Source organism: Saprospiraceae bacterium, from assembly GCA_016717265.1.
Lineage (GTDB): Bacteria > Bacteroidota > Bacteroidia > Chitinophagales > Saprospiraceae > Vicinibacter.
In genome coordinates this window covers 2,042,638-2,066,609 of the sequence record JADKFX010000001.1, presented here as the reverse complement: position 1 = coordinate 2,066,609, position 23,972 = coordinate 2,042,638, and the positions used below count along the sequence as shown (strand labels likewise).

The following is a 23,972-nucleotide window of genomic DNA, read 5'->3' as shown; positions in this document are numbered from 1 at the left end:
TTGGAGCATCAAAGCGGAAGCTATATTCTAATATATTGTAAAATACCAGGTTGCATTAATCGCATGACTTCTGAATATTAAGCCATTGTATCTGCCCATCTGCTGATACAATTTCTAAAAAATAAATTCCATTAGGTAATAAATCATTAAGATTAAGTTCCCAACTATGTTTGGATAAACTTTTAGAATACAGAGGCAATGGCTTGCCTAATAAATCAAATAGATGGATCTCCTTAATTTCTGAATCTGTTTCCAAAATAGCTGGTCCTGTAAAAGGATTTGGATAAAAGATAAACTTAGGTTCCACAGCCAAAGCATCAATTACGTCCACAGACACTTTCTTATCGACCCAAAGGTGAAATTCTCCTGGGCTCAGAATATGACTTTTATTTATATTATCAATAAATATGCTATCATTTGATAAATAATCAAACCACCAACCTATATGTTGAAAATCAGAAGTAGCCGTTCTTGAGATGACATCAAAATTCCCAATTACAACAACATTGAATTCGGGAGTAGAATATTTCATTCGCTTTATAAACCCTTCGCCAATAAACGATTCTAAACTTCCATTCTTTAGTAATCCAGTAACTGATTTAAATTCTTGCAATTTAGAAATTAATTCATAAATATTTTTTCGTTCGATTGTATTTAAGTAATCCCAACGCACAGGTTTGGGATCCGTTCTGCAATTTGAATTAATCGTCCCATTCTGACAAAAATTAATTGAATAATCATAGCCCAATTCACTAAACTGCCAAATCATTTTTGGACCCGGTATCATAAGGTAAAATAGAAAAGCCAATTCCTGACGTTTCAATGCTGTACTTAATTGCTTTATATTATAGGTCCCGGAAACATTGCCATACTGTAAACTTCTATACATGAGCCGCTCCTCATCATGGCTTTCCATATATGCTATAAGATGATTATTCAACCATCCACGATTTAAAGCAAAGGCTCCATTTAAATCATTGGAACTATAAGCCATTGCAGCTTGATTAAAATTATAATTCAGATTACCCCATAGCAGCATTCCATAATCCGCCAATTCCTTTTCTTCGCTATTTTCAGCAAAGTGTTCCATAATTACATATGCCTCCTTATCTATTGTCCAAATATAATCGCTATAATTTTTCAAAATGTTAATTCTGGAGGCATCATATTTTCCCCATAAGTTAACATCACTTCCAGAATTTTGCTGTGTAAATCCTTTCGATAAATCAAAACGAAAACCATCAACCTTGCATTCCTGTAACCAATATTTTAAAACTTGTTTTACATAATCTTTTGTAAATGGACTTTCATGATTCATATCATAACCAACATTAAACGGATGGGTCGCATCTGAATTTAAATATGGACTATTTGCCAACGGTTTATTTTGTATTGCATTCCAATACATTTGCGCTAATGGACTTTGACCAAATACATGATTAAATACGACATCCAAAATTACTGCAATTCCAAGCTGATGTGCCTTGTCTACCAGCTCTTTAAATGTATTCAGTGTGCCATAATACTTATCCAGGGCCATTGGGTAAGAAACATTATAACCCCAACTGATATTCCCTTCAAATTCATTTATTGGCATTAATTCAATTGCATTTATTCCAAGCCTTGCCAAATAATCCAAACTATCAATAACGGATCTGAAGGAATGCTGATTTGAAAAATCTCGAATTAATAATTCGTAAATCAGGAGTTCGTCCTTTTTTGGTTTTTTGTAATTAGTACTATTCCATTGGTATTCTATAGGGGTTGTTGTGAAAACAGAAACGATTCCATGGGTTTGCCCTGCAGGATATTTTGGTATGTCAGGATATGAAGAATTAGGAATCCCAGAATCGTTGAATGGATCTAACACTAATTTACTTAATGGATCTGCAACCAGAATTTTACCATCGATCAAAAATTGATAGCTATGATTAAATCCGGGTTTTAAAGGAATTACATCCAACCAAAATAAATCACTTCCAGTATTTTGTTTCATAAGATATGAAGTATCCGGTTGAAACTGATTAAAATCACCCAAGACAAAAACATGCCTTTTTCCAGGTGCTTTCAACGCAAAGCGCGCACTTAAGGCAGTTAAAACCTTAACTCCAGCTTCTGTTCCAGCTGGAGGGTTTTCTGTTTTTGATTTAATTCCCACTAAAAACCGAAATGATTTTTCAATTTTTTCCATACCGGAAACACATTCAATACGCACATCAAATTGTCCGGTTTGATTGGCCGAAATAGACTTTTTATAAGATTTACCAGTAAAAACATCGGATTCAATATTATTTATAAATAAATGAATATCCGAGATCTTTGAACATTCAAATTGGATATCAACTACTTCGTTCAAATTCACAAAAACATAAGGTACTGCAGGTTTTATAAGGATTGCTTGTAAGGCACTTGAAGATTCGTACACGGTATAAAATATATCGCCCCCAGTTTGATCACGTCCTACCAAACTCCCATTAGAATTTCGAAAAACGAATGCTAGTTTTTGAATAGTTTCCAGCGGTGGTACATTATAAAAAGAGCGGAGATGAAATTTAATTTGGAATAGATTATTTCCGAGTGGATTCATCAATACTTTTGAATCTACAGTTCCCCAATTTCCTTGTACATAACGCCAATCTGATCCATTGTTACTTTTTGATGTAATAACTCCGGTGTGAGCAAAGATCGGCGGATTTGCATTTAATAATGCAGCATTCCCTTCTGCGGCATTATAAATAATAGTGATCGTATCCTGATCGGTTGGAAAAACTGGAGAAACAGAAATGACCTGAGCATTCAGATTTTGAAAAAAGAAAAAAATTGTAACTATAACAATTGAATTTTTAATTTTCCATAAGCTACACTCCCAGAATTGATTTAGTGCTATTCTCATGAGGAGTTTAATATTTATATTTCACGAATTCATTAAAACAAAATACTTTGAAACAGAAGTTGTAAATTCATTCAAAATGAAATTGCAATGAATTCACTATTTAAGTCCCAATAAAAAACCAATTGTAAAATTTGCATCCCAATCAAAAACAAATGTTTTACAAGCTGTTTCATCTGCCACTGCTTTATAAATATTTATTCCGGCTTTTTGTTTTTCACCAGTAGCAGTATATTCGTTAGGGAATTTTAAAACTGTATATCGTTCTTTTCCATTGCGCACTTGCTTTGCAAGTTCAAATGGAATTCCACCAATAATAAAACAATATTGTCTGTTTACCGAAGATACTTTTGAAATTATTTGACGGACATCACGATAAACCTGGTCATCCGAAATTGATTTTTGAAAATATTTAGAACCATGTGATTCCAATGCATTTATCGTTCCATTCTGCATCCATGATATTTTTGTATTTCCAGATCCAATATCTACCATAAAAGATTGATTTGTTAATGAAGGAGGCATAGCACAATTTAAACCATAAGTTCCTTCCTGTTGAGCGGTGACTTCATTAACATAATAACCAAGTGCTTTTAATCCATTAGAAATTTTAACTACGCTTGGTTCTGTTTTAGCGCCTGAACTTACTACAAAGTGAATATCTTTTCCAGGTACTCCAAAATCTAACATTCCACGAATATAATTTTTCAGTCCATTTCTTACATCATCGTCGGTCGCCATATGTTCATGAACAAGACTTGAACCAAATTCAGATTTTTCCAATTTCCAGTTTTTTTGTTTATCAACCCGAACTATAAATGAGTTAAATCCTGAAGCACCTAATTCAACTACCCCTTTAAGTTTTCCATCAATTGGTTCAGGTGCTTTGTAAGCAAAAGAAATAGATTGTGAGGTTGTGGCAGTTTGTGTTTGCTGTGTTGATGGATTTGTATTTTGAGGACTCGTATTTTCTGTTTGAGGAGGTGCTTGGTTTGCTTCTGGTGTACCGAATTTTTCCATTAAATCCGGAGCATATTTTTTGTATCCAATAAATAAAACGGCTAAAATTGCCAATACAATAAGGATACGAGAGAATCTTGTAAGTTGCATAATTGAGTAATTTAATGCAAAAATACTGCATTTTAATGAGACATCAAATTCGGCCTCTCTAGAGATCAGTCTTTTTGCAGTTGGTGATTCTGCAATGGCGAATTATTTAAATCCTATTTTACAGCATCGCTCCAGGTTTTGCCTTCCTGCGCTGAAATCCCAGCAACTTTTGGCTCCGAAACGGTACCAAACAATTTTCCATTTTGCTGAACCCATTCTTCCGAAACCAATACGGAATCAACATCACAATAATCAATCGTAAGTTTGTCTTCATTCAATTTCAATACGGTATAACCATTGTAGCCAAGTCCTGGAATGCGTTGTCTGTTATCAGCCATAACTAATTTAAGATAGCCTGATTTTTTACTGGATTTTGTAAACTGATCTTTCAATTCTATTGGCATTCCACCATTTCCAATACATCGACAATATGCCATAACACCTTTACCTACCTGCGTTTTTTCATACATTGCAAACTTATGTTCATGTCCGAAAAGCCATAATATTGGACGGTCTTTACCAATTAATTCTGCCAATTGTTTTGCTGGTGCTAAATACTCACTTTCCGCTTTAAATGCTGTTATATATTGATGATGGGTTAATACAACCAATCCCCTTTTATCATTCGGATCGCCAAGTTTAACAGTATCTTTTAGCCAACTTATCAACTTGTCGTCAAAATGGCAATCTGGTGCAAACCAGGGGATCATTTCCAAAATTGGTAATTTTCCAACCGAATGATAACCGGTATCTAATCCAAGGATCCTCCAATGACTATTTTCTAAACAAAAGAAGCCAGCACCCTGGCCTCCAAATTCTGTCTTCGATTTTCGCAAGCCCATATGAGGTAATAAGTCTCTAAAAAAAGAAATTCCTCTTGCATACATTTCGTGATTCCCTAAAACTGCAAAACTTCCAATATCACCACGTGGCCAAATGGAATCATTGATAGGCAAAAAATTTGCTGCAATTTCATCTGGTTCCCCAACAAAATAGGTATCTCCAAGGTGAATTGTAAAGGCTGGATTTTTTTTGTTTATTTCTCTTGCAATATGGATTGATTCCAAAGTATTCGTTGCCCAATCTGCAGCAATTGCTATTGATACTTCTTGATTTACAGTGTCCAATTTATAAATACCAGTTTCTAATCCTTTATATGTATTGTAATCTGCTTTTTTTCCAAATCTGCTTTTGAAATAATGATAAATCCATTTACCTAAAGCACCCGTAAGGAAATCCCAGCTTGTATGTTTTGGTGTTTTTTCTTCTATCTTAAATTTTTCTGTCTCCAAGTGATTCAACAAGGGCGACCGACTCAAATCCTCATAGGATTTACTTTCACGAACAGCATTTTTAGTTTCCATAAGACTATTTTTAAAAATGTTTTAATCAATTCACGAGACCCAACCTTCCTTCAAGACTCTTAATAAGTTACCACCCGTTATCTTTTCAATATCTTCTTCTGTGGCTCCTAATTTATTTCTTTCCAGAACCAATCGATGTTTAAACTCGCCCAACATACTGGCGTCATAATAATCATCGGGAGGATCTGCCCAACCATCAAAATCAGTTCCGATTCCAACATGATCAAACGAACCTGTTATCGCAACGATATGTTTGATTGATCTTAAGATATTATCAAAACCAAAATCTTTATGCCACAACAAAGGTTTTTCTTCTTTTCCAGTTAACCAGTAATTCATAAATATAATACCAATCATTCCATTGCATTCCTTGATTTTTAATATTTCTTCATCATCTGGACTCATTAAAGCAAATTCAGGGTGACATGCATCATGGAAAAGTGCCCTAACACCAACATGCGAAAATACTAGGGGTCGCATACCGGACGAACGTTGTTTATTTAATTCAAAAATGGCATTTCTAGCAGTTGGATTTGTGTGTGTAAGGTCAATAATAATACCTGAGTCTAATAATTTTGTAATAATTCCTTCCCCAATAGTCGTTAAAGTAACTGAAGTCGGTGGCTTAAATTGCATGCCTAAAATTTTCTTCGAGCCTGGAGGCATTCCTTCAGCAGGAGACGCAATATCATTCGGATAAAAATGAGAAAGTGTAATTAAACCAACGCCTTTTGATTTTAAAAGATCAATTCTGACAACATAATCTTCTATTGTACATTGCCTTCCCAGATGGTGACCTCCTTCCAAACAATGAATATAAAATGTTTGATGATTTAAAATTGCATCTTCCACTTCTTTAAATGAATGTGCAATAACTGCTTCCTGTTGCCCAACAAATAATGTTTCAAAATTTTCAATCATTTCCAATGTCTGTGCAAAGGCATCCTGCCCTTCAACTTTCTCAAAATATTTCCGCATAAATATTTTTAAAACAGGAGCATGTACATCTACTAAACACCAATCCTCTGGAATGCACTTTTCCGGAAGATAGTGTGCTGCTAAAACTCCATTCACTCCAGATTGCTTTAAAGCAGGTTGCGTCACTTGAATATTGAAATAATTATTTTCCTTTCTTCCAAAACTTTCTCTAAATATGGAGTATCCAAAAAGATAACTCTTCAATGGCGGATGGCAATGTGCATCAATGAATATAGCCATAATGCTAAATTAAATTAATATTTATAATAAACATACTTCCATTTCAGAATCCAAAATGTAAATTAAAAATCATATACAAACCCCCCATGGATTTTTCCGTTGAAGAATGAAGATTTGCCTTTTCGTTTTTCGTTAATCAAAAAATCATTGTCATTGATATAAGCAATTCTGAAATACTTCATTCGAAATGCAAAGGAATAACTTAGTTGTTTAACAGCAATTCCCGCTGAAATTAATGCATTATTAAAAGGAACATAATTTAAACCTAAGGCTGCATCATAAAGTCCATTATTAGTTACTAGAAAATCTGAGCCAATATGAATGCGTTGCCATTTATAAAGTAAACCTAATCCCAAGGAGCGTTGATTTTGAACCAAAGTATTCTCACTTTTAGAAATAAACGCATCTGCAAATAATTCTGTTCCAAATAAATTCATAAGACTTAAACCAATTTGGAAGGCATTATTGATTTTGTATAACATGGAGAGATCCATATCAAAATATTGCTTACTAATATTGATATCTTTAAAGTTGAATACCCCACCGATAGCTTCTAAAGTATCTGGAATATTAAAATTTTGCCAAACAGACTTAAAACTTAGCCCAAAGCTTATGCTTCGATTAAATTTTAAAACTGGGCTCAAATAAATAGCCATTTCACTCAATTTCAAATTATTAAAAATGGTATCTACGTCACTTCCATTATCAAATGAATAGGTGATTTGTCTGAATTCATCATTTTTAGAGTAGACAGCACCTCCACCAATTTGAATTTTAGGAGTCACATTAAAGTAAGCACTTAATTTTGTATTATTTTTTAAGTTAGATAATAAACTAATATTGGAGGGTTTTTTAGTCTGAACAATGGAGGCAGAATTCCAAAAAACAGCTTCTGATAAATCTCTTGAAGGAGCAAAATTAAAACCTGTATTTGAAGAAAGCAATAATGAGGAAGCAAACAAAAACTGACCATATGATATTTTACTCGGGTACAATCTTTTTGCGAACAGTGTACCACCAATATTAGGCGCCACGGCTGAGGTAAGTGAGGTTAAGAAATTCAAAAAAGTCGGTGCCCCTACCAATGCTGTTGCACCTGAAACTTTTTCCAAATCCTCCTTCGCTTGTTTTACCACTACTCGTAAAACGCTATCTGCTTTTAAAGCTTTGAATTCAGCTTGCTTACAATTTGCATTTAACATCCAATCTTTGATGGTTACATACCGTTTTGTATCATCTCTGTTTAAGCGATCCTGATCCTCTGAAATAAAAATTCGCTTTTCAATATCCTCGCAATCTTTACAACGGGATACCACATAAATACTAACCTGTTTATCTTGTAAGTTTTGGAATGGAATTCCTGTATTAAATTCAAAATAACCTGCAGGTTGCGAGGCTGTGATACATGCCTTTGATGGAACAAACGTTGGCACAACGACAACATTCTCCGCACCCTTACTTGAGTTTGGACTTTGATTCAGGCATTTAATTCGGCCCTTCATTATCAAATTCTGCGCTTTAAAATCGCTCTGATAAAAAACTAACAAGAAACTCCAAATCAAATAATTTTTCATAGCTTCAATATTAATGTGTGACCGGATTCAAATAAAGATCTATATTTTTCATGTCCGGAGATATAATTTTTAATCGACTAATTTTATCTTCGTAATTTGGGTGAGATGTTACAATTTCAATTTCATCCCCGATTGTATATTCATCTAGACGGATAAGAAAACTGCCATCATTTTTTGTTTTATCAAAATATTTAGTACCTTCAACAATAACATCTACACCTTTAATGGGATATTCTGCAGCAGTTTTTACTTTACCTGAAATATTAATTTTAGAAACAAATGGAATTCTAAATTCAATAAAAGTGGACTTTGAAATTAAGGTATCATAAATTTTTGTAGCATATCCTATACTGGATATTTCAATTTTCAATTTACGCTTTGTTACTTCATTTGGCAAATCCACGAAAAGTGCTTGTCCATTATTATCAATAGATTGTGTTCTTATATTATCCTTTAAATAAATTTTAACTTCACCTTGTGTCAATGGATTATTTTTCCAATCAAATACCCGAACTGCCAATTTAGCTTCAGTTGGTTCTTGCAAGAAATAGAAAAGAGTTACCACGGAGAATAATATAAGAATCAACAAACTGGCTATTCTAACTTGAGATTTACGTTTTTTTCGCGTTTCAAAAGAATCGGATAATGGGGTTTCACGAATCGGCGGCGCATCAGAAGATTGATTTAGAATTTTGCTAATCGAGTCATAAAGAATTTCCAATTCCGGATGATCGGATTCGCCGTCCCAATCTTTCATCATTGCTGATTCAATCCTTCGGAAAGCTAGAGGTATGGGAACATTTTCTAAAACGATTGGTACTAATTTACGTTTGCTTGCGGCTTCACTCGCTTCATTTTTTACCCATTCAGATTTAATGGAACGCTCCGTCCAAACTACGATAACACAACTGGCTGAATGCAATTCATTTTCAATAACTGTATCAAACCGTTCTCCTATAGGAATCTGTCGATCCCACCAAACACTCCAACCTTTAGCTTCCAGTAAGCCTGCAATTTGCCTTACGGTAGATTTATCTTCACTGGAATAGCTGATAAATATATCTGCCATAATTCAGTTTGAATTTAATTATCATGGAAGATAAGCTTAAAAATTACATTCCAATCAAATAATTACAATATACATTTCGAATACAAATAAAATTACGTTCAATTGCTATAAAAGTAATTCTAAAACATAAAATCACATTTTAATTGGGGTTATATTGCAATAACATGGATTTATAAAATGTTATCAATCTAGCAATTATTAAAATTACACAATTTAAAAATACTCCAAAAGAACCATATTAAAACAACAATAGCCACAGGCTGAAGTCTGTGGCTATTGTTGTTTATTTAATTTTCGTTCCTGGAATTTTAGAATTTTGATTCTCCTATTGATTTACTTTGAGACCAAGCGCTTCTTTCAATTCCCCAGACTGAAGTCTGGGGTTTTTACTTTCTTGAGATTGAAACCTAGGACTATAATTTTCTGCAACGTTCCCATTGATGAAAGTCTAGGGGCAAATTTCCACAGACTGAAGTCTGGGGTTTTACCTCCCTAAGATTGAAACCTAGGACCAGAATTTTCTGCAACATTCCCATTGATGGAAGTCCGTGGCAAATTTCCCCAGACTGAAGTCTGGGGTTTTACCTCCCTAAGATTGAAACCTAGGACCAGAATTTTCTGCAACATTCCCATTGATGAAAATCCAGGGCATTGTATACCACATTCAAAGAGCCAGAGACTCGACCCATCTTGGACACGTAGACTTCAGTCTATGTGATTTTCCACAGACTTAAATCTGGGGTTTTTACTTTCTTAAGATTGAAACCTAGGACCAGAATTTTCTGCAACATTCCCATTGATGAAAATCCAGGGCAATGTATACCACATTCAAAGAGCCAAAGGCTCGACCCATCTTGGACACATAGACTTCAGTCTATGTGATTTTCCACAGACTTAAATCTGGGGTTTTTACTTTCTTAAGATTGAAACCTAGGACCAGAATTTTCTGCAACATTCCCATTGATGGAAGTCCGTGGCAAATTTCCCCAGACTGAAGTCTGGGGTTTTACCTCCCTAAGATTGAAACCTAGGACCAGAATTTTTTGCAACGTTCCCATTGATGAAAATCCAGGGCAATGTTTACCACATTCAAAGAGCCAGAGGCTAGACCCATCTTGGACACATAGATTTCAGTCTATGTGATTCCTGATTCTCTATATGACAACCAATTTTTTTCTTCCTATTAATTTTCCTTTAAAAAATGCTTCAACATAATAAACGCCTGAAGGAATATTAATTATTTCTAAAGAATACTGATTCTCTATAACATAGCTTAAATAACTTGCACCAAGACAAGAAATCAAATTTACTTTATCTATCTTCTGATTAGATTTAATAAGAACATTTCCTTGGGTTGGATTTGGCATTAGAATAAGTAATTCTTCAAAGCCAATTTCATTATCTGCGTCTACTGTTTTCTGTACTTCAAATAACTGTGAAATAGTATCCCTATTATTACAGGCATCTTCTATAATCCAATTTATTTTATGAATGCCAATTGGATATGTTCCACTTGCTATGAATGAATTTTTGGAATTATATGCCCGTGGATTGTCAGTGAATGTTGGAATTATACCGGCAATAAAGTCCTTCCTGTTTAATGGACCTACTTTATAATCAAAACCTCCTGAATACTTACCAGTACCATCATTGAATTCATCGATTTGATATTCTACAATGATCTCATCTGCAGGTAAACAATTATCAAGAGCTTCAGCTACAATATCTATGGCAGCTAAGCCATTTACATTAGGTGGCCCTTGATTGCCAATGATAATACTTAATGTTGGTTTTTCTAAATCATTAATCTTAATTTCTTGTAAATATTCCCATTTACCTCGGATTGAGTCTATTGAAGGTTCATATATACACCAATCAATAATTACCCATTTTCGAATTAATTTTAAACAAGCGTCTGGTTCGTTTGCGAAATAATTATCAAGATGTTCTATTGTAAGCAATGCACAATATTGATCTACCCCTTTTTCGAATTCCGGTTTACCTAAGAGCGGATTATCAGGACTAACATCATTACCACATGCACCTATATTTATAGCTTGCCCATTACAATTCCCAGGCCAGATTATATCATCCTTTATATCGCAAGGAACCACTTGATTTATATTGAGCTGACTGCAACTAACAACCCAAATGGATTGTGTAGCAGTTACCTTAACACCATTTGGACCAAAAGCTATAATACTTCTTTTAATTAGTCCTTGTCCGCACTTTCGCAAATCGTCCACTTGGATTGTTGGATTAACTTCGCATGAACTCAAAACATATCCATCAAAACCCCAAACCAATTCATAAATTCTATTCTCATCTGATGAATCAAACAAGGCACGGTAATAATCACATGCTCTATTTGTGGCCGGAGGATTTGAAGGCGGTGCTCCAGAAACATAACCAGGATATCCTGTAATCACATTAGGCACACAATAGCTATAACATACTTTATCTAATGTCGAAACCTTTTTTCTATTTGACAATTCAGTTAGTACCCTTCCAAATGTTGGATCATTAGGATCACTAAGTTTATTGATATCAATTTGAAATGCACAACTTACTACTATGTTTGGTGGTGCAACCAAGGTTGGAACACTGCGGTCTAGAATCTCAACTTCCGTGATACAATCCGTGAAACGATTAAATAAATTTCCACCAGTATTCATACTTGAAGGAGGTATAGGACCGATTCCAGGATCTCTATCAAAAACACGTAATACAACAATTACTTTTTTTCCAACATCCGAACAACAAAAATTTACAAAATCATCAAAATAAATTTGATTACCAATCAATAATGTATCATCATCTCCATTTGCAGAGGCACATATAATATTCGCATCTTCCTGCATATCAATAGTGCCATTTGCTTTTCCTTGCAATTGCTCGATTCTGATTGCTTTAAAAAATACAATTGGGGCACAACTATCATGACTTCCTTTGTCTAGATCCCTGGCAAATATTTTAGCAAAATTTTTGCCAGGCGGATTCGTACCAACAATATTAGCATTTAACTTTTCTACACATATTGCTGTTGGAGGCAAATTATCATCGCACAATAAAGTCACTGGCTTTCTTGTTACATTTCCACAACAATCTGAAGCAACAATGTAAGCAGTATTCATTCCTTGCGGAAGATTCGTTACAACATAACCTGATATTTCATTTCCGAGAACAACTCCAACTGCAATTTCAACTTTATAATGCAATTCATTTGAACAATTATCTACAACCCAAGGTGGCTCCACTTCCCATCGAACATCACATTCAAATGGTGACAATTTTATCTTTAGTGTATCTGGATATAAAACCGAAGGACCTTGTTGATCAAATACATGAATTACTTGATCGTGCTCCAAAATGATATTTGTACACCAATCTATAACCACCCATTCTCTTAAAATTTTCCTACAAGGAATTTCTCCGGCATCACAACCAGGCAATCTTAAATCTACCACAATATCTTTGTAGTTTAATGTAAAATTGGAACATTCCAATCCGGTAGGAAAGCCAGTACCTTGCAACATAATATGTTGATCCCCTGCCCAACAAATTGGAGCATTTAATGTCCACTGTTTGTGAAATGAATAATAAATACTATTTGGATTAGGATGTCCGAAATTTATATCACCAGGAACATCAATAATATTCCATCCTAAAATTCGAGGAAGTCTTCGATTCGGATATATATCGGGCTCCGTAGCATGAGCAAACCAAAATGCAGAGTCTAATAAATAACCACCTACACAAGATGGTGTATTCAGTATATACTGGCTGATATCAATATTTTTATCTACTTGTTCATCACATTTTAAAACTGGCCAATCCATACCATCAAAATTTGGTGGGAATTTCACATCTTGAGTTTTCATTATATCAACTGTAATTGTTTGAATACACTCAGATTTATTTCCTGAATTATCAGTTGCGATCCAATTTCTGCTTATAATTTTATCAAAACCTTGTGTGCAACCACCAAAAACTATTTTGTCATTATATGTAAAATTAACATCCCCACAATTTTCAAACATACTTGCAATGCCAGTATAAAATGGTCTTGAGTCCATCGAACAAGAAATTGTCAAATTTGGTGGACAAATCAAAACAGGTGCTAATGTATCGATGACTAAAGCCTTTCCCCAACAATTAATTCCAGTCATTGGATCTATTACAGCAAATTTTATAAGTCTTCCTTTGTCTCTAGAATTTACTTGAATTCCTGGCAATTTAGCATCTCGATCAATAATTTGGTTTGTAATCCAATCTCTCAATTCTATTTTATATAAAGGAAAACAATATCCCCATCCTGACAAAATCATAGCTGCATTCACGCTTGTTGAACAACTATCATTCAAATAAATGCTGATTTCATTTTGACAATCAAATGTATCCACTTGTACAAAATTGCAATCAACAACCCAAATTGTTTGGGTATCTTTGAGTAGTTTGTTATTTTGATCAATCACTGAATAAACCCTAAGAATTGGACCATGATAAAAATTCGCCTGACTTTTGATTCTCAAATCAAAAAGTGATAAGGATACGTTATTTTTTGCTTTTTCCACATAACCATCCTGACCCCAATTCAACACATATTTTTTGTCTGTTTGCGATGCATCAAAATAAAGTTTGAAATAATTGCAAGCAATATTTACTGCAAGACTTTGTGCTGGATTCGCTGGGTTGAATCCAGGGTATTCAGTACAAACATTTGGCTCACAAAATCCTTTGCAAACCAAGTCTTGTGTAATGATTGATTGTCGATTAAAACTGTCCTTCAATATGCGGCCAAAAGTTGCATCATCTACATTGGCTAGATTATTAATATCAAAGCCAAACGTATGTGTAATAACGACATCTGAAGGAGCGATTAAAACAGTGCCTTGAGCCAAACATTGATTTTGGAAATTCACAAGTATGGCAAACTGCAAAAAAAGTAGAATTTGTAATTGGTTCATAATAGCATGCATTTAAAATAATAAAAATAAGATAATTTAATATCATAGATCTTTAAATAATCATATTGCAAGACTGTTAAAGTCGCCTCAAAATATGAAGAAACGATTTCCAATCTGAACCCCATGATAAGCTTCAGAACCTTGATAATAAATAAATAATTTTGTGACTGATTTCTCTAAAGGCAAAAAGGAATTACTTAAAACACCATACACTCAAAAATAACCTTTTAAAAGTAATTCACTCAAATATACGAATAAATAAAAAAACATTCAATTTTAACAAAAAAATCTCTGGAATATATTGCCATAGCCACGGATTGAAGTCACAGGCTATTGATTTATTCATAACATTGCCCCAGACAATAGTCTAGGGCAATGTATTTCATATTGAAAGAGTCAGAGAATCAACCCATCTTGGACACATGGGCTTCAGTCTATGGTAATTTCCCCTGACTGAAGTCTGGGGTTTTTACTTTCTTGAGGGATGAAAACTAGGACCTTAATTTTCTTCAACCTTCCAATTGACGAAAGTCTAGGGTGAATTTCCCCAGACTGAAGTCTGAGGTTTTACCTCCCTAAGATTGAAACTTAGGACCATAATTTTCTGCAACCTTCCAATTGACAGAAGTCTAGGGTAATGTATACCACATTCAAAGAGCCATAGGCTCGACCCATCTTGTTTACATAGGCTTCAGCCTATGTGAATTTCCCCCAGACTGAAGTCTGGGGTTTTTACCTCCCTAAGATTGAAACCTGGGACCTAAATTTTCTTCAACCCTCCCATTGATGAAACTCTAAGGGAATATATACCACATCCAAAGAGCCATAGGCTCGACCCATCTTGTTTACATAGGCTTCAGCCTATGTGAATTTCCCCATGCCCCTGATAATCCCATTCTCATCCTAAAGCAAAAATATTATTCCAATTCTTTAAAAATATATTGCTCCTCAAAGGATACTTTATTCTCATTAAGTAATGAAATGTACTCCTTCTTAAAACTTTGTTTTAAATGATGTTGCTCTTGATTGGCAATATATCTAAATACTCGTTCGACATGTGATTTGCTATATGAAAATACACCATACCCTACCTGCCATTCAAATCTATGCTTTGTAAGTTGATGGTCATTAATGTACTTAGAACTTTTGCCTTTAACAATTTGCATTAAATTAGAAATAGAAATCACAGGTCTTAATCCAATAAAGCAATGGATATGATCTTCTACTCCATTTACAATAATTGCTTTACAGCCTGTTTCATTAATAAGATTTCCAATGACCCCATGTAATTTTGGGCGCCATAATTTATCCAAAACCGATTGCCGATATTTTACAGCAAAAACAGCCTGGAGGTAAACTTGATGATACGAATGTGCCATAGTGTTTTGTTTTTCATAGTGAGAGAATTAAAAATTAGGGTGTTAGAAATACAAAAAAAAACAATCTACTCGCTGAGAATAAAACGAATTAAATTAAATCAATTTAGTATCCTGTGGCTAAGATACTTAATTTTAGTAATTGCTAATAAATTCAAACAACCCCTTTCGCCGGCTCTCCATTTAAAACTTTAATTACATGGGCAATTACCAAAGAACTACTGTAATAATACCAATGATTAAGTTGATTTGTACGTAAACCGGGCTTAAGGTCATCTTTTACACCAGTGGCGTTAACATCAATAATATCAGGACTTACAATGTCATTTCGTTTCCTGCCATATCGACCCAGACGATTATTAAAATTCTTAGTATATTTTGAAATATCGAGGACGATATCTTTTTCATGAAAATAAATATGGATTCTTTTTCCCAACTCAATTAATCGATTAAAAGCTTCCCCTTTTTCAAAAATACTATACTCAATATCAGCCGCCATCAGGATAATCTGATCAAATATTTCTGGATATGGTATTTGCTTAATTGACATTTCAATCATCATTTGTTTAAGTACCCTATTTCCCATAGAATGAACTAAAAGATGAACTTTGCCTTTACATAATGGATTGCGCTCACGGGCAAGAAAGACTTGAAAAAAATCCAATAATTTAGCCATACATCGAGCCAATGTTTCACCACTTCGTTCAGCATCTTTTTTATCATCATGGTAATGTAAGGGCAAGTCACTACTTCGACCAGGCCATGTAAAAATCACTATTCTGCCAATGGGTGATTCCTCATTCAAAACATAACGTTTATGTAGTTCCTTAAAATTACTTCGAACACTATTAAGATCTGTATTAAATCCATGAATAAAAAACAATACATCATTTTTACCACTTGTTTGATTTTCCTTATTCCGAAAATCATCATACAGTTCTTTAAAGAATCTCGCTGAGCCTTTTAAACTTGAGGTATTTGTCGCTTTTAGACCACTGTATGTTATTTGATTCGTTTTCGTCGGATCCGGAAATAACTCAAATTCATCATTTTCAATATCATAGCTACCAAATCGCAAATCATCACCTGCGTGTTCTCTTCCATCAGGCCGAATTACTTCTTTAGTTCCGCGTTGTTGAATTTCTCTATTCGTTATGAAATAATGCATAATATTAGAATTTTAATTAAGTGCTTCAAATGAATCACTAGCGATGCCAAACATTATTGGCCAATTTTAAAAGGGATCGTAAACTGATACGGTATTTGAATATTTCCATAACCAATATCTACTCCAATCTGACCTTTTAAGGTTGGGTTACTTATGAGGGGATCTCCGATTCCAAAAGCTTGAAGTATATTACCCTGAAAAAAATTTGTTTGCCAGGTTAAATATACTTTTTTTGAATGTTTTGCCTGAATCATTTTATTACCATCTAAGGTTTTAAACTCAACGATGTAAGGACTATAGTTCTGATTGAGCATAGCTGTAGAAGTAAACATTACCGCTTCAATTGCAAATTCGTTAGGATTATATAATTCAAAAGGAATATAAATTTTATATCCAGTTGTATTGGGGCCGGGATATTCAACCACTAAATTGTCTTTAATATTGTTCCATTTACTTTTAAACCCATTCCACCTTTCATTTGCTATCGGATTTATATCATTCATCCTTGCAACAATAAAATCTGCAGCATTAACATTAATCGTTCGATCCCAATCTGTCAATAATGGAGCAAACACTCTTACATTAGTATTCAGCAATAAATTTACAAATGGACTTAATCCAGTCAAATTAAGCTGGTTATTATCCCCAATAAATTTAATAAAAGAACTCTCTGAAGAAGCGGCAATGCGAGGTGGTAATGGCAAACGGAGCGTATCGGTAATTTCAAATGGAACGGTAATACGGTCTCCTCCTAACATATGCTTAACTGCTTTTCGTGCGATGACATTTTGAACATAATCATCCACTTTTATATAGAAGGTACTTTCAAATTTATAGACATTATCTTTTCCCATAAAATCCTTAAAATATCCTTGCGGATCAAGGTCTAATTCCAGACTATAGCGTTGTGTTACACTTCCTTTTGGAGGCACAATAAACGATGCACCTCTTTTAGACAATTGAGATATTGTCCGATCTTTCATTAAGAATTTAAAATCATGATCAGGAATCGTTAATTGTGTATCATAAGGATTATTAAATCTAAATTTCAAATTTAAAGTCAACTTCCCTTTAATCGCCAAATGTTGAATATCAATTTCGGGTTCAAGTTTCTTTATTTCAATTCCTCTGAAATCTACTGTGGGTACATACTCCCGAATATTAAAATACCGATTGCATGACATGGAAAGAAAGACCAAACTTAAAAGCAAGACTTTAGATTTAATAGACATTTTTTTGAATTATTTGAATGCTAAATATAAGTGTTAGTTTAATACCAATACCTCAGAAAATAAAAATTATTCAAATAAAAGGAATATACCAATTTGGAATTCTACGACTCTATATCTGCTCAACCTTATTAACAAGATTAAATATTATCATTCCAACAAATCCTGATCATAAAAACGCGCAATATGACTTAGTCGATGATGACTAATTTATCGGATTGTATAGTCTTCCCCTTTTGTGTAAATCGGATAAAATATAATCCAGCTGGTAAATTATCGCGTTCTAATTTGAATGACTTACCAGAAATATTTAATTGTTGCTTTACTTGGAATCCGGAAAAGTCATAAACGGTAAGGCATACCTCTTCGAATGAAACATCCGCTTGACACTTTGTTTCTAAGGAAAAAGGGTTAGGATATAATTTTATTTTAGAGATTTGATTCGTTGCCTTTTTAACCCCTGTTGTAATCTCATTATTATAACGTACAGCTGCAAAATCAAAGTTTGAACCATTGTAAGAGCTACCAACCAATACAATCTTTCCATCAGGCTGAATAGCGATTGAAGTTGCAATATCATCACCATTTCCAATAGGAGTGCGAACAATTCCATTCGAACCAAAAGAACTATCCAATGCTCCATTAGATTCATATCGTGCGATCGAAAAATCGGAAGCTGGACTATTGAGAGCACTATATCCTCCGATTAAAATTTTACCGTCACTTTGCAATATTATGGAATATTTATTTTGATAAGCGCACCCGAATAATGTAGAAACTGTTCCTTTGTTTCCAAATGAATTATCTAGTTTACCATGGATATCATACCTTGCCAGGAGCAAGTATCCTGTATAACTATATCCTCCAACGATAATTTTTCCATCAACTTGGATGGTCATTGATTCGCCATAATCATTGGTACTATTTATGATGGCAGTTGTTGTTACCCCGGCTGAACCAAAATTTTGATCTATACTTCCATTACTATTGTAACGAACTAAAACAAAATCATACGAAAAACTTGAAGCAGTATAACTAAATCCTGATACTACAATTTTACCATCCGATTGCACCACTATACTGCGTATTATATCACCGGCGATTCCAACTGCCGTTGTTACTTTCCCATTATTACCAAAGGTAGAATCCAAGGTCCCGTTCTCAAGATATCGCAACAAAGCAAAATCACTGTTGGAACCATTATCTGTATAACCTCCCTGAAGTATTTTTCCGTCACTTTGAATGGCCACTGCCATTCCTTGATCACCACCGTTTAAAACAGGTGTTATCACGGTACCGTTTGTGCCAAATGTATTATCTAATATTCCGTTACTATGAAAACGCGTCAAAGCAAAATCGAAATTAGGAAAAATCCCACAATAACCCCCGACTAAAAGTTTTCCATCACTTTGCATTGTTAAAGAATTTCCTGCAAAATTGGAGCATCCAATATTATTTAATATACCACCTGTTCCAAAGGTATTATCTAAGGAACCATTCGTTTGATATCGAACAAGTGCTGCATTGCTACCACTTTTTCCACCGATCACAATTTTGCCATCAAGTTGGATGATCACTGCATTTCCTAAATCATTATTATTGCCTATTGCTGTTGTAATTTTCCCATCATGATCAAAGGAGAGATCTAAGGAACCATCTTGGCTATAGGTGAATATAGATATTACACAACACATACTGAATGTAAGAGCCTGAATTAAGAAAATGGTTCTATTGGACATATAAAGTTTCCTAAGATTTTTCCAAAGTTAAACAAATCCAGGAATCATCCAAAACCAAATCACAATATTGCCCGATTACATTCCGACGATTTCAACAATGAGAAATAAAATTAAATCCCTACAATAACTCTAATAATTGTCTTGTTCATGCCGGAGTCTACTCTTGTGCAAACTTTAGATTCTCAAATTGATCTCCATCAAATACATAAATGCCAACAATATATCCATCAACATTAGATTGTTCGGTAGATTCTGAACTTTGAGTGAAGCCAAATTTTATTTGAACATCCATACCATTTTCTTGTATTGCATACTCCACTTCAGAGAGCAGCTCAATTGACTTTTTCAGATGGCTTTTTGCCCATTTTAACGCAACCGGTCGTGATTGATCTATCCATTTTAGCAATCGATCTGATTCTGTATTAAACTGCCATTTTTTCTCAAAAGTATCAGGATTAAAACTATATCCTGGTTCGTTTTGGATTGAAAGTATAGAATTCTGACGTTGCCAAGGACTTCCTTGTTGCCAATGTACTAAGGGTATGATATCTCCTACTTCAGTGCCAAACGATTTCGCTTCCATAAAATCGACGACCAAGCCGTACTTACTGGCTGCTGACCATTTAGAAAGAACGGATAACAATTGCTTCAAGGTTTCTGCGCGCTTATTTGAAGTTGGTTCTTCAAAAATCAGTATGCGCACATCCCCTAAATAAATACAACAACTAAACTTCTGCAAACCACTCGATTTAAGTTGATCTAACAGTATCCGGGTATCTGCTAATTCCGCTTTTGCTTTTATCAATGAATTATCAATCTCCAGTTTATTAATACCAAATCCAACTAAGCGTTTATCCCATCTGATTTTAATTTGTAACAAGCTATCCGATTTACTAGCTAAAACAGAATTCTTTACAGAGAAACTCAACTGTTTAATTGGATTTTCTGTGAGTGTATAAATTACTTTAAATTGATCAGGAAAATACAAATCGAGCCACCCATCCAAACCATCCGGAGCTTTCTTTTTCAATGCATTTCACAAGCAAAGCACAAATTACGATTGCAATAACAATTTTAAACAGAATGGACCAACCCATAAATTCGGAAGCTATAAAAATTCAAAGTTAAAACTAAATTTTAGGTTTATCCTGAAGAAACCATCCACCTTTGACAATCCAGGAAATTCCAAAAAATGTAAGTGCAATCCATTCAAACCAAAACACGTAAGAATCGATATCCGGAATAATTTTAAAGTAGATTAATATTGCAATGATTGCAATAGAGGCCATGCATCCAAGCATTACATAACCACAAACCCGATATACAATATTGCGATTTAATTTTTCTGCTGTTGGTTTTTGATCCTCATGTGTCTTTGGGAATAAAATTAAACTAAAATAACTTAGACAAAGAAAAAAAGAAACTGCAGAAATTTTATGCAATAGCCCAAAATGATATTGATAACAAACTATACAGTCTGGTTGATTATTATCTGGCGTCGTTGGCAAAAAGGCAACACCTAAACAAAAGATACATGCGAAATTTGCCGCCCAGCTGTCTTCCTTTTTGGGTCCTCTATAAGTAAATAAAAACATTGCAATAACACATAATATGCCTACAAATACATTCTGCATTGGCGAATGGTAATAAGCACTAACAGAATGCAGCGGACAGTCACATTTTCCAAAATAGTTTGAACCAAAATACATAACAAATGGAAATAAAATACCCAGCAGTCCGATACTTCTTCTGAGCCATAAAAATGGAATTATTTGGTCTTGTCCGAAATGCTCTTTATTTTCTTGTAAATTATGCATATGAATCAATTTAAAATGAATAAATATGAAACTTAAATAAAAATAGTAAAATCGCTTTTATTTACTAATCAAAATAGGCCTATAGTTAATTTTAAATTTTTTAGAATTAATTGTAATGCTTTCTATTTCTGAAATATATCCACAACATTTTGTGTCATTTGAATTGTATGTGGCAAATAAAGTATCCGTATCCATGGCATCTAAGACCAAATAAATTTCATTTTTTACTTCGGGAAATAGATTAATACTGATAGCACTATCAACCAAGCTAGAATGATACTCAATAAATGATATCCCATAATAAATGGTATCATTTCCTAAAACCGAATAACATTTCATTTTACTTTTATCATAAATGCTATTTGCACCAAATACTAAATCCATATCTGCAATTGTATCTTGCACAACAAATACAAAATCAAAATTATCGCCTGAACAATCGACATAATTGCAACATCCGCTTATAGATGAAAATAATACGGTATAAAGCAAGTATTTTAAAAAAGGCATCCTGTTGATTAAATTGTAAAAAATAAAACAATAAAATAATTCAAAAATATATTATATCCCAACAATGCAAGGTAAATAAAATTAAGCAGCTTATAAAATTCATAACTCAAATTAAACCTTCAAATCTTAAGGAATTTATATGGAAAATTATACCCACTTTTACTACTCAATTTTATAAAATAGCAACCGCTTGCCAAATCATTTAAATCAATCCGTGTCAATTTGATTTCTAATTTGCCTCTTTTTATGAATCTGCCACCAGAGTTATAAATTTCAAAACTATTAAATAGTGAAAAATCATCCAAAATATTTAATTCAGTATTTAGTGGATTAGGATAGATGGACAAATTTCTCTCGAATTCTCTTATAGAAGTTATAAAACAAGTTGGTGGTATCTTCGGATATAATAGTTCATCCTTTGAATAAAAACACAATAATCCTTCAGAATAATCCGTAAGGCAAAATCCGTAATGAGAAAGGAGACCAAAATTACTTCCGATGCCTTCGATCCAATATTCCTCTCCAAAATTTGGATTTTCTTTTCGAATTAATTTAAAACGTTTTCTCAATTCACCGTTATTTAAATAAATGCTATCAATCTTATCAACAATTAAGACACAATACATATCAAAGGAAAATGTATCCTTCAATTGTAAATTGAAATCATAAAGCAGCACTTCGTTTGCTGATCCTTGTTTGGAATATACTTTCTTGGTAGAATCCTGCCTCAAATAAATTTGATTAAAACTCCAATTAGTATTTAGTGAATCAAAAGAATAATATACTTTATGATAATTTTGAGTGCCAACTATGGTATCCTCGCCTATTCTAACTGTGTAAGATGTAGTGTTTTGTGAAAATGTTGGATAAATTGCAATATTCCATCGATTCCCAGTCTCCACTAATTTTTGTGCATATAAACCTGAAACTGCAAGTAATGAAATCACTATGATTTCAGTTATTAGATTAAATATTTTAGACATTTCATTTGCTATTTAATTCAAATTTAAAACTATTTCTCTAATCTACTCTATAAAATTTAACAAAATTTTGACTGGATACCTAGTCCCATTTCAATAGATGCTGCCGTTAGGCGTATGTGCATTTCTATGCATCATTCCTTTACTTTTATTATGCCTGCTCGGTATAAGTTCAACGCTTTTTGCAAAATACTTTCAATGGTCTTTATGGGTAAATCTTTATTTGGATTAACTCTAAATATTTTCATTCGAGAACGGTTGCCTTCTTCCAATTTTGGGTGGTCAAGATATTTTCCTTCAACCATAAGAATGTAAGGTTCGTCTGTTTTTTTATCTGTCCACAAGTAGCAAAACATTTTTTTCTTATAGCAGAAGCAGGGCATTCCCCACTTCTGCGTTTCAGTTACATTTGTATCTTGTTCAAGAATAATACTACGTAGTGCCAGCAGACAACTCTTTTTTGGTTCTTCTTTATTCAAATAGTAGTTCTGAAGTTGCTCAACCATTTTTCCTATTTTACTCAAATTAAAATATCTATTTCTGCGTTTCCAGGATTTTGAACTTTTTCTCCAAAAACTTCAAAGTCTGCTGTGAATATCCTTTCTAAATCCATTTCCCAAATATCCGTCCATTTATTCACTATCAATCCCTTCATTAAGTCACCTATGGCAGATAGTTTCATACAGTCTTCATCATCAAACATTTTGCCAATCATTCCATCGGAAATAGTATCTAGATTGTCCACTTTGCAACCCAATATTGTTGTATATGATCACTTTCGTAATCTGTGTAAATAGAATACACAGTGTTGCCAATTTTGTTTGGAATTGCATTCAATATATTTTCATTCACAAACTTACCCCACAACGCTGCAATATCTATTGCTGCCTGATTTTTCTCATTTGTGGTTCTTACTGAAATGCCAATTAGCATAAAAGGTTCAATTCTCACTTTGTCCATT

The 23,972-nt window shown here is 33.7% G+C and carries 17 protein-coding genes and 1 pseudogene; 1 reads left to right on the top strand and 17 read right to left on the bottom strand.

Annotation, left to right across the window (positions count from 1 at the left end; genetic code table 11):
* Positions 1–55 precede the first annotated feature (55 nt).
* The 10 genes from IPO86_07915 to IPO86_07870 form a co-directional block, all read right to left on the bottom strand.
* Complete coding sequence (locus IPO86_07915) at positions 56–2,893, bottom strand: T9SS type A sorting domain-containing protein (GenBank protein MBK9728026.1); 2,838 nt, start codon at positions 2,891–2,893, stop codon at positions 56–58.
* A 96-nt stretch (positions 2,894–2,989) separates the two neighbouring features.
* Positions 2,990–4,003 carry a hypothetical protein gene (locus IPO86_07910; GenBank protein ID MBK9728025.1) on the bottom strand — a complete coding sequence of 338 codons (1,014 nt, stop codon included), beginning with the start codon at positions 4,001–4,003 and terminating at the stop codon, positions 2,990–2,992.
* Positions 4,004–4,113: 110 nt separating this feature from the next.
* Complete coding sequence (locus IPO86_07905) at positions 4,114–5,364, bottom strand: metallophosphoesterase (protein ID MBK9728024.1); 1,251 nt, start codon at positions 5,362–5,364, stop codon at positions 4,114–4,116.
* Positions 5,365–5,394: 30 nt separating this feature from the next.
* The gene (locus IPO86_07900) at positions 5,395–6,582 is read right to left on the bottom strand and encodes a membrane dipeptidase (GenBank protein MBK9728023.1); all 1,188 of its coding nucleotides are present in this window, start codon (positions 6,580–6,582) and stop codon (positions 5,395–5,397) included.
* A gap of 62 nt (positions 6,583–6,644) precedes the next feature.
* On the bottom strand, positions 6,645–8,084 hold the full coding sequence (locus IPO86_07895) for a hypothetical protein (protein MBK9728022.1): 1,440 nt from the start codon (positions 8,082–8,084) through the stop codon (positions 6,645–6,647).
* Positions 8,085–8,166: 82 nt separating this feature from the next.
* On the bottom strand, positions 8,167–9,225 hold the full coding sequence (locus tag IPO86_07890) for a TIR domain-containing protein (protein ID MBK9728021.1): 1,059 nt from the start codon (positions 9,223–9,225) through the stop codon (positions 8,167–8,169).
* Between the two features lie 1,154 nt (positions 9,226–10,379).
* Positions 10,380–14,192 carry a T9SS type A sorting domain-containing protein gene (locus IPO86_07885; GenBank protein MBK9728020.1) on the bottom strand — a complete coding sequence of 1,271 codons (3,813 nt, stop codon included), beginning with the start codon at positions 14,190–14,192 and terminating at the stop codon, positions 10,380–10,382.
* 917 nt (positions 14,193–15,109) lie between these two features.
* Positions 15,110–15,571: an IS200/IS605 family transposase gene (gene tnpA, locus IPO86_07880; protein ID MBK9728019.1), complete on the bottom strand. Its 462-nt coding sequence runs from the start codon at positions 15,569–15,571 to the stop codon at positions 15,110–15,112.
* 151 nt (positions 15,572–15,722) lie between these two features.
* Positions 15,723–16,736 (bottom strand): alpha/beta hydrolase, encoded by a 1,014-nt coding sequence (locus IPO86_07875; protein ID MBK9728018.1) that lies wholly within the window; start codon positions 16,734–16,736, stop codon positions 15,723–15,725.
* Positions 16,737–16,789: 53 nt separating this feature from the next.
* Complete coding sequence (locus tag IPO86_07870; protein ID MBK9728017.1) at positions 16,790–17,968, bottom strand: hypothetical protein; 1,179 nt, start codon at positions 17,966–17,968, stop codon at positions 16,790–16,792.
* A gap of 17 nt (positions 17,969–17,985) precedes the next feature.
* Here IPO86_07870 and IPO86_07865 point away from each other — a divergent pair, with 17 nt between their 5' ends.
* Positions 17,986–18,174, top strand: coding sequence for a hypothetical protein (locus IPO86_07865; protein MBK9728016.1), 189 nt, complete (start codon positions 17,986–17,988; stop codon positions 18,172–18,174).
* Here IPO86_07865 and IPO86_07860 read toward each other — a convergent pair.
* The 7 genes and pseudogenes from IPO86_07860 to IPO86_07830 all read right to left on the bottom strand — a co-directional run bounded on the left by IPO86_07860 (position 18,157) and on the right by IPO86_07830 (position 23,971).
* Positions 18,157–19,704, bottom strand: coding sequence for a T9SS type A sorting domain-containing protein (locus tag IPO86_07860; protein ID MBK9728015.1), 1,548 nt, complete (start codon positions 19,702–19,704; stop codon positions 18,157–18,159). The genes IPO86_07865 and IPO86_07860 overlap by 18 nt on opposite strands.
* Positions 19,705–19,861: 157 nt before the next feature.
* Positions 19,862–20,734, bottom strand: coding sequence for a hypothetical protein (locus tag IPO86_07855; GenBank protein ID MBK9728014.1), 873 nt, complete (start codon positions 20,732–20,734; stop codon positions 19,862–19,864).
* 100 nt (positions 20,735–20,834) lie between these two features.
* Positions 20,835–21,521 carry a DUF998 domain-containing protein gene (locus IPO86_07850; protein MBK9728013.1) on the bottom strand — a complete coding sequence of 229 codons (687 nt, stop codon included), beginning with the start codon at positions 21,519–21,521 and terminating at the stop codon, positions 20,835–20,837.
* 57 nt (positions 21,522–21,578) lie between these two features.
* Positions 21,579–22,031 carry a hypothetical protein gene (locus IPO86_07845; protein ID MBK9728012.1) on the bottom strand — a complete coding sequence of 151 codons (453 nt, stop codon included), beginning with the start codon at positions 22,029–22,031 and terminating at the stop codon, positions 21,579–21,581.
* A 119-nt stretch (positions 22,032–22,150) separates the two neighbouring features.
* Positions 22,151–23,014, bottom strand: coding sequence for a T9SS type A sorting domain-containing protein (locus IPO86_07840; GenBank protein MBK9728011.1), 864 nt, complete (start codon positions 23,012–23,014; stop codon positions 22,151–22,153).
* 131 nt (positions 23,015–23,145) lie between these two features.
* The gene (locus IPO86_07835; protein MBK9728010.1) at positions 23,146–23,517 is read right to left on the bottom strand and encodes a DUF1801 domain-containing protein; all 372 of its coding nucleotides are present in this window, start codon (positions 23,515–23,517) and stop codon (positions 23,146–23,148) included.
* Between the two features lie 14 nt (positions 23,518–23,531).
* Positions 23,532–23,971, bottom strand: a pseudogene (locus IPO86_07830) (effector binding domain-containing protein).
* Between the last annotated feature and the right edge of the window lies 1 nt (position 23,972).

Coding starts and splice junctions, on each gene's coding strand:
- IPO86_07915 (MBK9728026.1), bottom strand. CDS start 2,893: ATGAGAATAGCACTAAATCAATTCTGGGAGTGTAGCTTATGGAAAATT.
- IPO86_07895 (MBK9728022.1), bottom strand. CDS start 8,084: ATGAAGGGCCGAATTAAATGCCTGAATCAAAGTCCAAACTCAAGTAAG.
- tnpA (MBK9728019.1), bottom strand. CDS start 15,571: ATGGCACATTCGTATCATCAAGTTTACCTCCAGGCTGTTTTTGCTGTA.
- IPO86_07875 (MBK9728018.1), bottom strand. CDS start 16,736: ATGCATTATTTCATAACGAATAGAGAAATTCAACAACGCGGAACTAAA.
- IPO86_07865 (MBK9728016.1), top strand. CDS start 17,986: ATGCTAAATATAAGTGTTAGTTTAATACCAATACCTCAGAAAATAAAA.
- IPO86_07900 (MBK9728023.1), bottom strand. CDS start 6,582: ATGGCTATATTCATTGATGCACATTGCCATCCGCCATTGAAGAGTTAT.
- IPO86_07835 (MBK9728010.1), bottom strand. CDS start 23,517: ATGGTTGAGCAACTTCAGAACTACTATTTGAATAAAGAAGAACCAAAA.
- IPO86_07905 (MBK9728024.1), bottom strand. CDS start 5,364: ATGGAAACTAAAAATGCTGTTCGTGAAAGTAAATCCTATGAGGATTTG.
- IPO86_07850 (MBK9728013.1), bottom strand. CDS start 21,521: ATGCATAATTTACAAGAAAATAAAGAGCATTTCGGACAAGACCAAATA.
- IPO86_07840 (MBK9728011.1), bottom strand. CDS start 23,014: ATGTCTAAAATATTTAATCTAATAACTGAAATCATAGTGATTTCATTA.
- IPO86_07845 (MBK9728012.1), bottom strand. CDS start 22,031: ATGCCTTTTTTAAAATACTTGCTTTATACCGTATTATTTTCATCTATA.
- IPO86_07885 (MBK9728020.1), bottom strand. CDS start 14,192: ATGAACCAATTACAAATTCTACTTTTTTTGCAGTTTGCCATACTTGTG.
- IPO86_07890 (MBK9728021.1), bottom strand. CDS start 9,225: ATGGCAGATATATTTATCAGCTATTCCAGTGAAGATAAATCTACCGTA.
- IPO86_07860 (MBK9728015.1), bottom strand. CDS start 19,704: ATGTCCAATAGAACCATTTTCTTAATTCAGGCTCTTACATTCAGTATG.
- IPO86_07870 (MBK9728017.1), bottom strand. CDS start 17,968: ATGTCTATTAAATCTAAAGTCTTGCTTTTAAGTTTGGTCTTTCTTTCC.